This is a genomic window from Maricaulis sp. D1M11, assembly GCF_047308265.1.
GTDB lineage: Bacteria > Pseudomonadota > Alphaproteobacteria > Caulobacterales > Maricaulaceae > Maricaulis.
Genome location: NZ_JBKQWY010000007.1, coordinates 139795 through 153096, shown reverse-complemented (window position 1 = coordinate 153096; position 13302 = coordinate 139795). Strand labels below are relative to the sequence as shown.

Genomic DNA, 13302 nt, shown 5'->3' with positions numbered 1-13302 from the left:
ATACCCGTTTTGTCAGAGAGGACAGTTTGTCGCGCGGCAGACTGTCCTCTTCTTTTTGGGGCCTGCCCACCTACATTGTGGTCATGGCTCAGGCGTCACACACCCCTCCGCCAATCGGCCCTGTCATCGCGTATTTTGATGCGCAGTGTCCGATCTGTGTCGCCGAGATGTCGCGCTATGCCCGGCATGGCGAGGACAAGATAAAGCTGGTTGATGCCAATGGTCCGGACCTGCCCTCGGATGTTGACCGCGCCTCTGCCCTCGCCGCCATGCATGTCCGCCACCCCGACGGTCGTGTGATCACTGGATGGTCAGCTTTCATCACCATCTGGGACCACCTTCCGGGTTGGGGCTGGCTTGCCTCACTGACCCGTCCGGCTGTGATCCGCCTCCCCCTTGACTGGATCTATCGTCGGCTGGCGCCCTACCGGCCGCGCCGGACGTGTCAGAATGGCCAATGCACCCTCGACTGACCGAATGACACGCTTGCTCCGATGCCCGTCACGGTTTAGGCGCAGGGGATGGAACCTGCCTCCCTCTCCCGAACAGATGTTCATTTGCGCGCCTGGCCCCTGGTGTTTGCGAATGCCGCGATCCCACTCGCCGCAGCCGTAGACACGTTTGTTCTGGGCCTATCCGGCAATGCCAGTGAACTGGGTGGGGTCGCGCTCGGGGGCACGGTGTTCAGCGTGTTCTATTGGAGCTTCTATTTCCTGCGCATGGGTACAACGGGTCTGACCGCTCAGGCAGACGGGGCGCAGCGTCACAATTCCCTTATTCGCATTCTGGTGCGCGCCCTTTTAATTGGCACTCTGCTCGGCCTGCTGGTGCTCGTTTTCAGCCCGCTGATCGCCACGGGCGGTTTCATGATCCTGCAAGGCGGCCCTGATGCGGAGGCCATGGGCCGGGAATACTTCCTTGCGCGCGCCTGGGGCGCCCCCGCCGCGCTGGCCGGGTTTGCCCTGTCGGGCTGGCTGATTGGCCTCAATCGCAATCTCCAGACCACGATGATCTACGTGCTGTTCAGCGCCGTGAATATCGGGCTCGACCTCGTATTTGTCCTGATGCTGGAGATGGGCCCCGCCGGTGTGGGTTATGCGACGTCTATCGCTGACTGGCTGGCCCTGGCCCTGGCCCTGCTCCTGGCGTGGCGCACCATCCAGCAACGTGGCGGACTGGAGACGGATACGCTCTCAATGGCCCGTCTAAGAGATCCTGCAGCCCTGCTGGAACTGTTCCAGGTCAACATCAATCTGATGCTTCGCACCTGGAGCATGGTGATCGGGTTTTCCTGGTTCGCCAATGCGGGCGCGCGCCAGGGAGATGCCGTCCTGGCCGGCAATCACGTGCTCCTGCAGATCATATCGCTCTGGGCTTTTGTGCTGGACGCCTTCGCCTTTGTAGCCGAGAGCGAAGCCGGCCGTGCCTTCGGACGCGCATCCCGCTCGGCCCTGCGCCGTGCCATCCGCTTGACGGCCGAGCCCATGATCGTGGCAGGGACCGTGTTCGCCGTGTTGACCGCGATGTGGGGAGACGAAGTGCTGACTGTCCTCATTGCAAACGAGGAGGCGCGCACGGCGGCCATCCGCTATCTGCCCTGGTGCGCCATCGTCCCCTTGCTCGGCGTGCCGGCCTGGCTCCTCGACGGCGTCTTTATCGGCACCACCTCGGGCAAGGTCCTGCGCAATGCCGGTTTTGCAAGCCTGGCCATCTATCTGGCGCTGGATGCCGTCCTCGCCCCGCAGTGGGGCAATCAGGGCGTCTGGGCAGCCTTCGTTCTGTACTATATCGCCCGTGCGGGTGCACTGGCGGTGGCGTATCCCGGCCTGGAACGTCGACTTCAGAGCGTGCCGACCGCCTCGGAGACGGACGAGAAACCCTCTGCCTGAAGCCGGTCGACCAGGCCACGCTTGATCTCGCCAACCAGGCCCGGCCCCTTGTACACCAGAGCCGAATAGAGCTGGACCAGGTTTGCCCCTGCACGGATCTTGGCCCAGGCTGTCTCGGCGTCTTCAACACCCCCCACACCGATAATGGGCATGTCAGGTCCGGCGGCCTCGCGAAACGCCTTGAGGAGTTGTGTCGAGCGCTGAAAGAGCGGCCGCCCGGACAGTCCACCCGCCTCACCCGCATGGGATGAACACAGGCTGTCGGGACGGGCGAGCGTCGTATTCGACAGAATAAGGCCATCAAGACCGTGACGACGCACCGCTTCGACCATATCCAGGATCGAACTGTCTGAAATATCCGGCGCCAGCTTGAGGAAGACGGGGGCCTGGCCACGGGCGTCGGCCACCCGGGCCAACAACTCATCCAGGGCATCGGCCGATTGCAGATCACGCAGACCCGGGGTGTTGGGCGAAGAAATATTGACCGTGAAGAACTGGCATAGCCCGTCGAGGGCCTTGAGCGATTTCACATAATCGCCCGGACGATCCTCGCTGTCCTTGTTTGCCCCCAGATTCACACCCACAACTCCGCCGCGATCCGAGCGGGCCTGCATGCGCTGTGTGAAGACGTCCAGGCCGTCATTGTTGAAACCCATACGGTTGATCACGGCACGATCCGCACTCAGTCGGAAGACCCGCGGCTTGGGATTCCCGGCCTGCGGACGCGGTGTGACCGCACCGCACTCCACAAAGCCGAAACCGGTCGCCAGCATGGCATCGGCCACCTCGCCATTCTTGTCATAGCCAGCGGCCAGCCCTAGCGGATTGGAGACGGACAAGCCTGCAACCGAGGTCGCCAGACAGGCGTGATCGGGTGTGGTCTGTCTTGGACCGAGACCCGCCTTAAGCGCGGCGAGAGAGACGCCATGAGCGGTCTCACCATCAAGAACATGCAGGGCGCGCGTGGCCAGCCCGTAAAACCCGTTGATCATCGATCCAGCTCCGCCGGCAAAACCCAGTCACCGTCTTCATTGCGCAAAAGGTGGCGCACACCGCGCACGGCACTCATGGGAATCTCGCCATACACATGCGGAAAGAGAGCTCCGCCGCGGCTTTTTTCCCATTTCACCGTATCGCCCAGCTCATCCAGATCAATCGCGGCCAATATCAGCCGGGGGTGATCATTATAGTGTTTGATCAGAGTTCCCTCGACCTGGTCTGCGGCAGAGAGATGGATAAACCCATCCGCCACGTCATGGGGTTCGCCGGCAAACACTCCGGAGAGCATGATCTCGGCCCAGCGATCGGGCGTGGACAAGCGGTAGGCAATGGTCTGGCTCATAATCCACGCTGGGTAAACTGCTGCGCGCGACAGGGCAAGCAATGCAGGTCAGCCCGCCTGACGGGAAAAGGCATAACAGGAAAATTGTCCCATACTGCGAACCTGCCTATAACACAGCCCCATGTTGACCCATGCACAGATCTGGCAGGGCATTGACCGGTTGGCTGCGCAGGCAGAAACCAGCCCGTCCGGTCTCGCGCGCCGGGCCGGTCTTGATCCGACCACCTTCAACCCGTCCAAACGGATCTCGCCGGACGGCCAAAAGCTGCGCTGGCCTTCCACGGAAAGTCTGGCGAAGGCGTTGAGCGCGGCCCATGTCACATTCGACGATTTCGCCCGACTGGCCTCCGACCGCCCCGCTCGCCCTGCCATGCCGCTCGCCCGCCTGTCGGAGCCCCGAACCCGGACCTTTGACCGGTCAGGCTTGCCACGCCAGGGGCAATGGCTTGAGATCGATACGCCCGATTTCGGGTCACGTCCTGCCTGGGCCCTCCAGATCGACACGCAGGACTGCCTCCCGGTCTACAAACCCGGCACACGATTGGTGATGGATCTGGACAGTCCGCCGCGAACGGAGGACAGAGTAGTGATCGAGCTGGAAAACCAGGACTTGCTCATCGGGGAGATGGGGCTGAAATCGGTTCAGTCCCTGGAGCTCTTGCCGCTCAATCCCAATCAGGCCCGGCGCCAGATCCGGCTGCTCGACCTACGCTGGATCGCCCGCATCATCTGGGCCAGCCAGTAGTCAGATCTGCATGCGTTGATTGGCCCAGCGCTGGGCCTGGCGCGGCCTATCCATCAGAGCGGACAAGCGACGCGCCTCGTCCAGTATGCCGGCCTCAAATGCATCACGCGGCTGCAGTGCCAGAGCTGCATCCAACGCGCTCCGGGCATCCGCCGCATAATCTGTGTCGATCGCAATCAAACCGACCGCTTTGAAATAGTGAGGCGATGGATTGTCAGGATCGAGCGCGATCGCGGTCTCATAGGCGGCCAGACCTTCCTCGATCGAGGCATCGAGCGCGCGCATGCCCCGCCGACCACCGCGACGAGCCACTTCCAGGTTCCAGGCGCCCCACATGCCCCAGGCCCAGGCATTGTCCGGCTCGGCATTTAACGTGTCCTGGAGCAGGTCTCGACCGCGTTGCGGCACACCGCGCAGATAGGCACGCCAACCGCTCATATACCGACCCTGAAACCCCAACGCCCCGGCCAGCCGCCAACGGGCCTCAATGGAATCAGGATCGAGGCGCAATGCCATCTCACCATGTTCCACAGCCTGTTCTGCAAGGGTTTCACGGTCGGGGTAATCGGCCTCAAGCATCAGCTGGGCGACCAACGATCCGGCAGCCCAGGCATACCCCTCCGCCCCGCCTGCCTCGCCTGCAAGCCGCGCCGCCTCCTGCCAATCGCCAGCCTGATAGGCCTGGCGCGCCTGATCCATTGGATCGGCTTCGGCAGGTGCCGCCCAGAGCAGGGCAAGGATCGTCAAACCGAGCAAGGTGAGTGTGGATCGCATAGGGCCAACCTAGCGCGGACCCGCGGCAGGACAAAGGCAGGCTGCGACCAAACTTCGCCTTATATGAGGATTGAAATTCCGCTAGACCAGACGGGAGAGGAGCCTTCATGACCGCCTTCACACCGCCCATGCCCCCGATGGCCCAGTACAGCGAGATCGGTCGCATGACGCTGTCGGACTACCGCGTCTATTTCAGGGCCATGCGGAATAATCCGCTCGAAATCTGGGGTGAGCGTCATTTCCACCTGCGTGTGGCACCGTTTCAGTTTCTGGGGCGCTCCAGCGTTATCACCAATGATCCCGACTGCATTCGCCATGTTCATGTCAGTCATGCCGATAATTTCGAGCTCAATCCCCTGCGCCAAGCGGTGCTGCGCCCCATCCTGCGGGACGGCTTGCTGACAGCCGAGGGTGAGATCTGGAAGACGGTGCGCCATGCGGTCGCCCCCGTTTTCACACCGCGCAAGGTCAATGCCTTTGCTCCACAAATTCACACTATTGCCGAGGCGGCAGCCGACTCATACGCAAACCGCATCGGGGAGGTCGTACCGGCCAGTCAGGATATGGTCGATCTGACCCTGAACATCCTGATGGACACGCTCTTCTCCGGTGATGATGCGCTCGACACCGCCCGGTTCACGGACAATATCCACCAGCTCTTGCTGATCAGCGGCATTCCGCACCTGTTTGATCTTCTGGGGATGCCCGCATTTGTACCGCGCATCGGCCAGGGCAAGTCTCGTCGGGTGGTCGCGGATATCCGTCGCCAGGTCGGCGAGTTGGCCACATCGCGCCGCGCGCGCCCAGGTCCCGAAGCCGAGGGGCGCTTGCCGGACTTTCTAGACCTGCTGCTGGGTGCCGGGCTCGAAGATGATGCCGTGATCGACAATCTTCTAACCTTCCTGGCGGCCGGTCATGAAACCACGGCCCGCTCGCTCACCTGGACCCTCTATCTTCTCTCCCAGGCCGAGGACGTTCGCGAGCGTCTGGAGAGTGAGATCGACACGGCCCCGCTTGACGCGACAGCGCCGCAGGACTGGAGCGAGATCCTGCCGTTCACCGAAGCCGTGCTCAAGGAGAGTATGAGGCTTTACCCGCCTGCCCCCATCCTGGCCCGCACTTCGATCGAGGGTCAGATGATGGCGGGCATCCCCCTGCCACCGCGGTCTGATGTTCTTGTCTCGACCTGGCTTTTGCATCGCCAAAGAGAGATGTGGCGTGAGCCCGACGCGTTTATTCCGGATCGGTTTCTGGGAGAAGAAGCCCAATCTATTGGACGGTTCGCCTACCTACCCTTTGGTATCGGGCCACGCGTGTGCATCGGGGCCCGGTTCGCCATGATGGAGATGGTGATTGTTCTGGCCTGTCTGCTCCGCCGTGTCCGGTTTGACTTTGCCGGGGATCGCCATCCTGTTCCGGTGCAGCGTGTCACGCTGCAGCCGGACATCGAGGTTCCACTCACGCTTACTCGACGCTGATTTCGGGGTACTGGAACACGGCTTCCAGCGGCACCGCAAATACACGGGCAATCTTGAACGCCACTTCCAGCGACGGCGAATACTTGCCCTGTTCGATAGCGATAATGGTCTGGCGGGTCACGCCCACCCGCCGCGCCAGTTCGGCCTGGGTCATTTCACGCGCATGAAAGCGCAGGGTACGGATCTCGTTGGTGATAGCTGTCTGTTTCGCCATGTCACACTCCTGTCCGATAGTGGATCAGCCGAAGGACGATGCCAAAACCACCCGATACGATCACACCGACATACAGGCTGCTTGCGATCCAGACCGGGGCCCATCCCAGCATCAGGCCGATAATCGCGACCACGGCAAATACCTGCATGACATGACCACTCCAGGCATCGCCCCGACGTTCGATATCCCGATCCCGCTCATCATCCAGGCGATCGATCTCCATGATGTGTTTGCGGTCCTTGATCACCGCAAGGGACACCAGACCGATCAGAACCAGCAAAAAGACGATGAAGCTGGTGATCATGGCCCCGACCCATACGATCTCCACCCCTGACCCGACAGGGCCTTGCCGGACGATCAGGAACACATACAGCGCGAGGGAGAGGCCGCCCGCGATCAGGGCGGCCAGGTTCAGTCTTTCCATAATCGCCATGATCACACTCCCCGGCGCCAGGCAATCTGCTTGACGATGGCCTCGTACAGCGAGCTCAGCCACAGACCGACAAACAGGATATGCGCGACCCAGAAACGATCATGCTCCAGCAAGATGGCTCCCAGGGCGATCACCGTGAACAGAGCCAGCAACTGACCACCGCGCGCTTCGCCCAGACGGGACACCTGCCGGTCGCGTTCATCTTCCTGGCTCATCGTCTCGTCGACGCGGTCATACCCTTCAGTGCGCCCGACCCAGATGGCCGTCAGAACGCTGATCGTGATCGACAGAACAACAGAGAGCACGATACCGGCTACCACGGCGACAATCATGGACCGGCCAAAGGCAATGTCTTCCACAGCCCGGGTATCGAATTGCGGAATGATCTGCAGACCATACCAGATCATCACGGCCAGGCCTGCGGGGATCTGGGCCAGATTCATCCGTTCCAGAAAACTCATGTCAAACGCTCCAATCTTCATGTCTAATTTCTTTGACACAGCAGATGTAAGAACGACCCGACCTGATGTCAATATTTTTTGACTCGAAAATAGTCACGTCCACGATCGGAGAGGTTTGCACCGCTCGGAGGGTCTGGCAGTTTCACAAGTGGTCAGAGATTCCAGCGCAGGCGAATATTGAAACTAGGAACATTGTCGATATCGACCCGGGCCTCGTCGAGCAGGCCGCCGCCAAGGTCCTCGACAGCTGTATACCCTTCACGCCCGCGGCCAGACCTGACATTCAGGCGCAGGTGCACCTCGTCCTGGATCTCGTATTCGCTCCACACAGAGAGGAAATGCCCGTGTTCGCGCTTGATGCGATTGAAGATCACAGGGCCCGTGTCCGGCGTTCGCACCCCGTCATAGATCTCTCGCTCGTCCTCGACGGACATGGGTAATCTCCACCAAAATCCCGTCCGCCAGCGCGCAGAATGACGCCATTCGCCGTTTAGCCGGATTTCCAGCTCCCGGTCTTCACGCCGGATCTGGGTCAGCCAGTAATGGGTCGACGGCGCATCTCGCTCCAGGACCGCACCGAGCACATACTTCCCCTCGGCAAACTCCTGGCGCAGGTTCAACTCCCAGGAATAGTCCTGATGTCCGGATGTATTGCGCTGAAAGCCCTGTTGCGGATCGATGCGGCCTGAATCCCGCAGAACCGCTATCCCCTCCACGAACAGGTCCGGCAGACCGATCCGGGCGAAGTCAAACTCGAACACGCCCTCCAGGCTGTCATAGGTCTCCGGCCCGATATTAGCGGGTGTAACGTCCCCGTCCGGGGTCAGAATACGTGAAATCGGATTATCGACTTCCACCCGCTGAGCCACAAGGCGGACCAGACCCCGATCGCCAAAGCGTCGTTCCAACTCGCCCCGATAGGTCCACTCCCGAACAGGCTCCAGGGTCGCCGCACCGGCCGTATTGAGGGCGTTGTCAAGATTGGTCTCGGCGAGAAAGAGGTCGAGATTGAGCTGCCCTACCTCGCGCTCAGCCGAGACACGCGCCACCCAGCCCGTGTCGAGGGTCCAGGTCAGATCGGCACGCGGGACAAAATCCGTCAGCGTCAGATCACCGCCCGCATTGGAACTGCTCAGCGAGAATTGTTCGACACGCCCGCCAAAATTGACCGACAGATCCGGGCGGGGTGTCCAACTGGCCACGGCCAGAGCCGCGATGCGGGTTTCCTCCACCGAGACGGCAGAGCCATCAATGTCCTGGACCAAGCCGTCAATTGTCGCGCTGGATGTGCCATCCAGCGTGTTCAACGCCCAGGTCCCTCCGGCTTCCACGGCCCAGCGGTCAGACATGCGCCAGCGTATCGTCGCGCGAGTCGCGGTTTCACTCGTCTCCTCGCCGGAGGTCGACTCGCTGAACACACCGTTCTGGACCAGGGTCGAGGCGCCTTCTTCTTCACCATCCGTGCGCGTCAGAATGGCCTGGAGCTCAAAACGATCCGCCAGGGGCGAGGTGTATTCAACACCGAAACTCGTCTCGTTTTCCTCAAAAGCACTGGTTTCCTGTAGCGCCGCACCGGAGGTCACAGCCTCCCGGGTCGGACGGGCGGAGTTTTCCTGACTGTCATAGGCTGTCGACAGGGTCAGACGACGCCCCTCCCCCAGCGGGACACGCACTGAGCCCTGCCCCTCACGACGCGACAGGCTGGTATCTCGATCCGGTGTCACGCGCGCAACCGGCGTTCCTGCTGTTGCCGAACGAACATCCTGTTCCGAGATCAGGGCTTCATCATAAAGCTCGATATTCCCCTCGGCTTCAAAGCGGGAGCCGGACACAGACCCGCCCAGCGCGAGCTGGGTTTCATCGCCGCCATTGTCTCGCGGCTCGACCTCCATCCGCCCGTTGAACCGCCGGGACGTCCCGCTGCGAAGCACCAGATTGAGCAGGACCGGATAACCCTGCATATCAATATCGCGCGCGCCGGCTTCGATCAGTTCAAGGCGCTCAACATCTTCAACCCGTACGGAACTGAGGCGCGCATCCAGCGATCCCGAACGCGGGGGCGGGCGACGGCCATTGATCAGGACATTGCCCTGGGCGCCGGAGAGTCCACGCACATTATCTCCCTCATCAACCTGGAAGCCGGGGAGGCGACGCACTAGATCATTGGCGTTTTGCGGCAAAAACTCGTCGAAAGCGGACGGTAGATAGACTTCCACGCCCGGCTCGTCGACCGTTTGGGCATGTGCGGTGACTGCGTACAGACTGAACGCCAGCGCAAGGCCGACCATGCTGCCAAAACCAAATTTCACGATTGTCCTACGCCCCGCACTCTGTGTTCAGACCCGCATGTCGGTAGACATGGTTCAACCGCGTTCGGGGACAATGCCCCCGGTCAAAACGCAGCACACCGAACGAACGCGGATTTGGCCTGTCCCTCTCGACCAGAAGTCTTAAGGAAGGCTGAAACAGGTCGCAACGTAAACTCGCCACTCGATCGCACTGCAACAGAGCTGAGCCACAGCTCAGCCCCGCAAGCTGGATCTAGGGGAGCAAATCTCCGGAGAGACCTTTTTCCACCAGCGCGATGGTTTCAGGCACGCCGTAAATCGCCGCGAATGATCCAAAACGCGGCCCCTGGGACTGCCCGAGCAGGACTTCGTAAAGCGCCTTGAACCAGTCGCGCAGATTGTCGAACTCCTGCGATTTGCCGGCCGAGAAGACCTCGGTCTGGATCACTTCGGCGTCCCGCTCGTTCGGATCGAGCGCCTTCAGGCGGGCCACAAGATCTTCCATCGCTGCCCGTTCCTGATCGCTGGGCGCCCGGAAGGATTTGGTCGGTTCGACAAAATCCTTGAAATACTGGACGGCGAAGCCCGCCAGCTGGTCGAGCACCGGATGGGTTTGCGGCGACGCACCCTCGACATAACGACCGATGAACCCCCACATTACGTCCGTATTGTGGGCGCTTGCGGCTGAAGCCAGGTTGAGCATCAAGGCAAAGGAGATCGGGGACCCACCGGCGGGCGGTTGACCTGCATGGATATGCCAAGACGGATTTTCCAGCTGTTGTTTGGGTTCCTGACCGCCATAAGCGCCCAGATGCTGGAGGTATTCGTCCACAGCTTTCGGGATGACGTCGAAATAGAGTTTCTTCGCCTGGCGCGGCTTCACGAAGTTGTAATAGCTCAGGCTTTCCTGGGGAGCATAGGTCAACCACTCCTCAACCGACAGGCCATTGCCTTTCGACTTGGAGATCTTTTCGCCCTTTTCGTCCAGGAAGAGTTCATAGACAAACTGCGTCGGTGGCTCCCAGCCGAGGATCCGGCAGATCCGCGAATAGACCGGAGCATTGGCCTGGTGGTCCTTGCCGAACATTTCGAAATCAACGCCCAGGGCCGCCCAGCGCATGCCGAAATCCGGCTTCCATTGCAGCTTCACATGGCCACCTGTGACCGGCACGGTGAAGGTCTCGCCTGTTTCATCGTCAAAGGTGACGGTGCCTGCGACCGCATCCACCTGTTTCATGGGTACATACAGAACATGCCCGGTCTTGGGGTGGATCGGCAGGAAAGGCGAATAGGTCGCCTGGCGCTCCTCGCCGAGCGTCGGAAGCATCACCTTCATGATATCATCGTATTTTTCCGCGGCCTTGAGCAGCATCGCGTCAAACGCACCGGATGAATACAGTTCCGTTGCTGACTTGAAGTCATAGCTAAAGCCGAAACTGTCCAGGAAAGCCTGAAGGCGCGCATTCATATGGGCGCCAAAACTGTCATGGGTGCCGTACGGATCCGGTACCTTAGTCAGGGGTTGCTGCAGATAACCGGACAGCATCTCCTGCTGGGGCAAGTTATCGGGAACCTTGCGCATGCCATCCATATCATCGGACACGCAGATCAATTGCGTCTCATAGGCTCCGCCAGTCAGCTCTTCAAAGGCTCGGCGGACCATCGAGGTCCGCACGACTTCACCAAACGTCCCCATATGTGGCAAGCCGGACGGGCCATAGCCCGTCTCGAACACCACGGGCCCCGATTTTCGTCCAAGCTTGTCCAGACGCTTCTTCAGCAGGCGCGCTTGTTCAAACGGCCAGGCTTTTGCGTTTTGGGCAAGATCGATGGACATGGGATCGGGTCTTTCTGTTCAAGTAACGGGAAGCTCCGCCACCTAGTGAGAATATGGCCACGGGTCAAGCATGCGCGACGCGCGCATGCCCGCTGTCGAAGCGTATCGCGCCCCGTGAATGCCGCTATTCTGCCTGGATGAGTTCGATCGCATACCCATCGGGGTCTCGCAGAAAGGCGATCTCCTCGCGACGTCCACTTCTCGGCTTCACTGACATCGGTCCCGGCTCGCGATAAATCATGATGTTTGCCCGGCGCAATCGTTCGACCATTTCATACAGATCGCTCACCCAGATGGCGATATGGCCCCAGGCCTGGCCCGGATCGATGGGATGCGGATCCCAGTTGTGAGTGAGCTCGATCAACGGGTGATGATCCTCATCCCCGTATCCGAGAAAAACGAGGGAGAAACGTCCCTCGGGGTATTCTTCGCGTCGCTGGATACTCATGCCCAGATGCAGGGCGTAAAAGTCGATGGACGCCTGGAGATCGCTGACACGGATCATGGTGTGAGCGAGGCGCGGCAAGGTTATGGGCATTGTGCCCTCCTGTTCGTCAAAAAGGACCAGTCCCGGTCAGGAAAAAGCGCCGGACCGGCTCTACCGGCCCGGCAAGTCTCATCAGGAGATGGGGGTGCGACTAGCGGCAGATCTCACCGCTGTAGCGAACAAGACCCTGGAAGTTCGCGGGATCACGCATATCCACCAGTCCATAGCTTCGGAACTGGCCGTCATATCCCGCCAGACTGCCGCGGGAGACCTCCTCCTGGACGTCATAGGTGATCTCGATCATATAGCGCCCGGCCTTGCCTGGTACGGACGTCAGCACCGCCTGGTCCTGGGTGTACAGAGCACTGCCATCGGCGCGGCCGAAATAGTGTTCGATATCCAGTTCCAGTCCGGTTTCGGTCTCACGCTGAGCCAGGATCCGTCCCGCCGCATTGTGAAAAGAGCCCATCAGACCGCCGGAAATGACCAGGGGCTGGTCCTCGCCCTCGAAGAAGAAATTGGCGACAGCAACACCGCCGAGTTCAATACATTCATCGGCCAGAGCCGGCGTAGCCAGTGCCAAGGCCGCCCCCAGCGCAACGACGCCATGGGTCAGGGTTTTTGTGATAGTCAGCATGATAACATTCCTGTCGTGGATGACATGTCGGGGGTTAGGCAAAGAAGGGCGAACGCAGCTCACGTGAGGCCGTCTCAACCACAGCGGCGTCAAACACCCGCGTGTAGAAAGCCGCGTTCAGGCCGCGGGCCTCGGTCGGGAAGTATCCGGTGGCAAAGGCGCGGGCATTGTCGATCGTATCGAAGGCATACAGACCGCCCGGGGTTTTGGTGTGCAGACCGGACAGCCAGGTTTTGGCCAACAGGCCGGGCTGCTGTTTCAGAACCGGGTTCATCTCACGCCAGGGCGCCTCATCGAACGGCACGTGCAATTGCACTTCCGTGTAGACGAAAGCTCCGGGTTTTTGCGCGAGCCGACCATCCCAGTGAACCGAATTCATGTCCCGGCTCGCCTCTTCCGTGGCCAGTCGGTCAAAAATCCGGGTCGTTTGTGCCACACCAAATTTTGCGGCTTCCGAGGGGAAATATCCCGTCACGAAGCCCTGGGCGTCTTCGATGGTGGCGAACGTATACAGTCCCCCCAGGGATTTGTTGGTCGTACCCGCCAACCAGGTCTTGTTCACAAAACCGGGCTGTTCGAGCAGCGTCTTGTTGATCTCCTTCCAGGGCGCGTCCTCGAAGGGAACGGAGATCTGGAGCTCCGTGTAGACAAAGGCTTGATCCGCCATATTGGCATCCTCTCAATTCATATAACGATCGCTATTTGTCGATCGCATGG

The 13302-nt window shown here is 60.6% G+C and carries 15 protein-coding genes; 4 read left to right on the top strand and 11 right to left on the bottom strand.

The features are described from left to right. Positions 1 to 83 precede the first annotated feature (83 nt). Both RMQ97_RS11695 and RMQ97_RS11690 read left to right on the top strand, forming a co-directional pair. Complete coding sequence (locus RMQ97_RS11695; protein ID WP_413661062.1) at positions 84 to 473, top strand: thiol-disulfide oxidoreductase DCC family protein; 390 nt, start codon at positions 84 to 86, stop codon at positions 471 to 473. Between the two features lie 48 nt (positions 474 to 521). Beyond that, positions 522 to 1889: an MATE family efflux transporter gene (locus RMQ97_RS11690; protein ID WP_413661061.1), complete on the top strand. Its 1368-nt coding sequence runs from the start codon at positions 522 to 524 to the stop codon at positions 1887 to 1889. On the opposite strand, the gene RMQ97_RS11685 is transcribed toward RMQ97_RS11690, so the two are convergent. After that, a complete protein-coding gene (locus RMQ97_RS11685) occupies positions 1841 to 2881 on the bottom strand; it encodes a quinone-dependent dihydroorotate dehydrogenase (protein ID WP_413661060.1) in 1041 nt (346 codons plus the stop codon). The two genes, RMQ97_RS11690 and RMQ97_RS11685, sit on opposite strands and share 49 nt — an antisense overlap. Beyond that, on the bottom strand, positions 2878 to 3231 hold the full coding sequence (locus RMQ97_RS11680; RefSeq protein ID WP_413661059.1) for a DUF952 domain-containing protein: 354 nt from the start codon (positions 3229 to 3231) through the stop codon (positions 2878 to 2880). The genes RMQ97_RS11685 and RMQ97_RS11680 overlap by 4 nt, the downstream gene beginning before the upstream one ends. 121 nt (positions 3232 to 3352) lie before the next feature. Between RMQ97_RS11680 and RMQ97_RS11675 the strand changes: the two genes are divergently transcribed. Next, the gene (locus RMQ97_RS11675) at positions 3353 to 3976 is read left to right on the top strand and encodes a helix-turn-helix transcriptional regulator (RefSeq protein WP_413661058.1); all 624 of its coding nucleotides are present in this window, start codon (positions 3353 to 3355) and stop codon (positions 3974 to 3976) included. On the opposite strand, the gene RMQ97_RS11670 is transcribed toward RMQ97_RS11675, so the two are convergent. Further along, positions 3977 to 4750 carry a hypothetical protein gene (locus RMQ97_RS11670; RefSeq protein ID WP_413661057.1) on the bottom strand — a complete coding sequence of 258 codons (774 nt, stop codon included), beginning with the start codon at positions 4748 to 4750 and terminating at the stop codon, positions 3977 to 3979. Positions 4751 to 4857: 107 nt separating this feature from the next. On the opposite strand from RMQ97_RS11670, the gene RMQ97_RS11665 reads away from it, so the two are divergent. Then, positions 4858 to 6228 (top strand): cytochrome P450, encoded by a 1371-nt coding sequence (locus RMQ97_RS11665; RefSeq protein ID WP_413661056.1) that lies wholly within the window; start codon positions 4858 to 4860, stop codon positions 6226 to 6228. Here RMQ97_RS11665 and RMQ97_RS11660 read toward each other — a convergent pair. The 8 genes from RMQ97_RS11660 to RMQ97_RS11625 form a co-directional block, all read right to left on the bottom strand. Beyond that, positions 6215 to 6442 carry a helix-turn-helix transcriptional regulator gene (locus tag RMQ97_RS11660; RefSeq protein ID WP_413661055.1) on the bottom strand — a complete coding sequence of 76 codons (228 nt, stop codon included), beginning with the start codon at positions 6440 to 6442 and terminating at the stop codon, positions 6215 to 6217. The two genes, RMQ97_RS11665 and RMQ97_RS11660, sit on opposite strands and share 14 nt — an antisense overlap. A 1-nt stretch (position 6443) precedes the next feature. After that, a complete protein-coding gene (locus RMQ97_RS11655) occupies positions 6444 to 6875 on the bottom strand; it encodes a hypothetical protein (protein ID WP_413661054.1) in 432 nt (143 codons plus the stop codon). 2 nt (positions 6876 to 6877) lie between these two features. After that, on the bottom strand, positions 6878 to 7336 hold the full coding sequence (locus RMQ97_RS11650) for a hypothetical protein (protein WP_413661053.1): 459 nt from the start codon (positions 7334 to 7336) through the stop codon (positions 6878 to 6880). A 152-nt stretch (positions 7337 to 7488) separates the two neighbouring features. Beyond that, positions 7489 to 9645 carry a TonB-dependent receptor plug domain-containing protein gene (locus RMQ97_RS11645; RefSeq protein WP_413661052.1) on the bottom strand — a complete coding sequence of 719 codons (2157 nt, stop codon included), beginning with the start codon at positions 9643 to 9645 and terminating at the stop codon, positions 7489 to 7491. A gap of 232 nt (positions 9646 to 9877) precedes the next feature. Beyond that, a complete protein-coding gene (locus tag RMQ97_RS11640) occupies positions 9878 to 11461 on the bottom strand; it encodes a lysine--tRNA ligase (RefSeq protein WP_413661051.1) in 1584 nt (527 codons plus the stop codon). A gap of 124 nt (positions 11462 to 11585) precedes the next feature. After that, positions 11586 to 11999, bottom strand: coding sequence for a lactoylglutathione lyase (gene gloA, locus RMQ97_RS11635; RefSeq protein ID WP_413661050.1), 414 nt, complete (start codon positions 11997 to 11999; stop codon positions 11586 to 11588). 100 nt (positions 12000 to 12099) lie between these two features. Next, positions 12100 to 12585, bottom strand: a complete 486-nt coding sequence (locus tag RMQ97_RS11630) for a hypothetical protein (RefSeq protein WP_413661049.1) — start codon at positions 12583 to 12585, stop codon at positions 12100 to 12102. Positions 12586 to 12619: 34 nt separating this feature from the next. Beyond that, positions 12620 to 13252: a YdhR family protein gene (locus RMQ97_RS11625; RefSeq protein ID WP_413661048.1), complete on the bottom strand. Its 633-nt coding sequence runs from the start codon at positions 13250 to 13252 to the stop codon at positions 12620 to 12622. Positions 13253 to 13302: the final 50 nt, after the last annotated feature.

What these genes read in the sequence shown, in the direction of transcription:
- RMQ97_RS11695 (WP_413661062.1), top strand. Translation starts at nt 84, where the DNA reads ATGGCTCAGGCGTCACACACCCCTCCGCCAATCGGCCCTGTCATCGCG.
- RMQ97_RS11690 (WP_413661061.1), top strand. Translation starts at nt 522, where the DNA reads ATGGAACCTGCCTCCCTCTCCCGAACAGATGTTCATTTGCGCGCCTGG.
- RMQ97_RS11685 (WP_413661060.1), bottom strand. Translation starts at nt 2,881, where the DNA reads ATGATCAACGGGTTTTACGGGCTGGCCACGCGCGCCCTGCATGTTCTT.
- RMQ97_RS11680 (WP_413661059.1), bottom strand. Translation starts at nt 3,231, where the DNA reads ATGAGCCAGACCATTGCCTACCGCTTGTCCACGCCCGATCGCTGGGCC.
- RMQ97_RS11675 (WP_413661058.1), top strand. Translation starts at nt 3,353, where the DNA reads ATGTTGACCCATGCACAGATCTGGCAGGGCATTGACCGGTTGGCTGCG.
- RMQ97_RS11670 (WP_413661057.1), bottom strand. Translation starts at nt 4,750, where the DNA reads ATGCGATCCACACTCACCTTGCTCGGTTTGACGATCCTTGCCCTGCTC.
- RMQ97_RS11665 (WP_413661056.1), top strand. Translation starts at nt 4,858, where the DNA reads ATGACCGCCTTCACACCGCCCATGCCCCCGATGGCCCAGTACAGCGAG.
- RMQ97_RS11660 (WP_413661055.1), bottom strand. Translation starts at nt 6,442, where the DNA reads ATGGCGAAACAGACAGCTATCACCAACGAGATCCGTACCCTGCGCTTT.
- RMQ97_RS11655 (WP_413661054.1), bottom strand. Translation starts at nt 6,875, where the DNA reads ATGGCGATTATGGAAAGACTGAACCTGGCCGCCCTGATCGCGGGCGGC.
- RMQ97_RS11650 (WP_413661053.1), bottom strand. Translation starts at nt 7,336, where the DNA reads ATGAGTTTTCTGGAACGGATGAATCTGGCCCAGATCCCCGCAGGCCTG.
- RMQ97_RS11640 (WP_413661051.1), bottom strand. Translation starts at nt 11,461, where the DNA reads ATGTCCATCGATCTTGCCCAAAACGCAAAAGCCTGGCCGTTTGAACAA.
- gloA (WP_413661050.1), bottom strand. Translation starts at nt 11,999, where the DNA reads ATGCCCATAACCTTGCCGCGCCTCGCTCACACCATGATCCGTGTCAGC.
- RMQ97_RS11630 (WP_413661049.1), bottom strand. Translation starts at nt 12,585, where the DNA reads ATGCTGACTATCACAAAAACCCTGACCCATGGCGTCGTTGCGCTGGGG.
- RMQ97_RS11625 (WP_413661048.1), bottom strand. Translation starts at nt 13,252, where the DNA reads ATGGCGGATCAAGCCTTTGTCTACACGGAGCTCCAGATCTCCGTTCCC.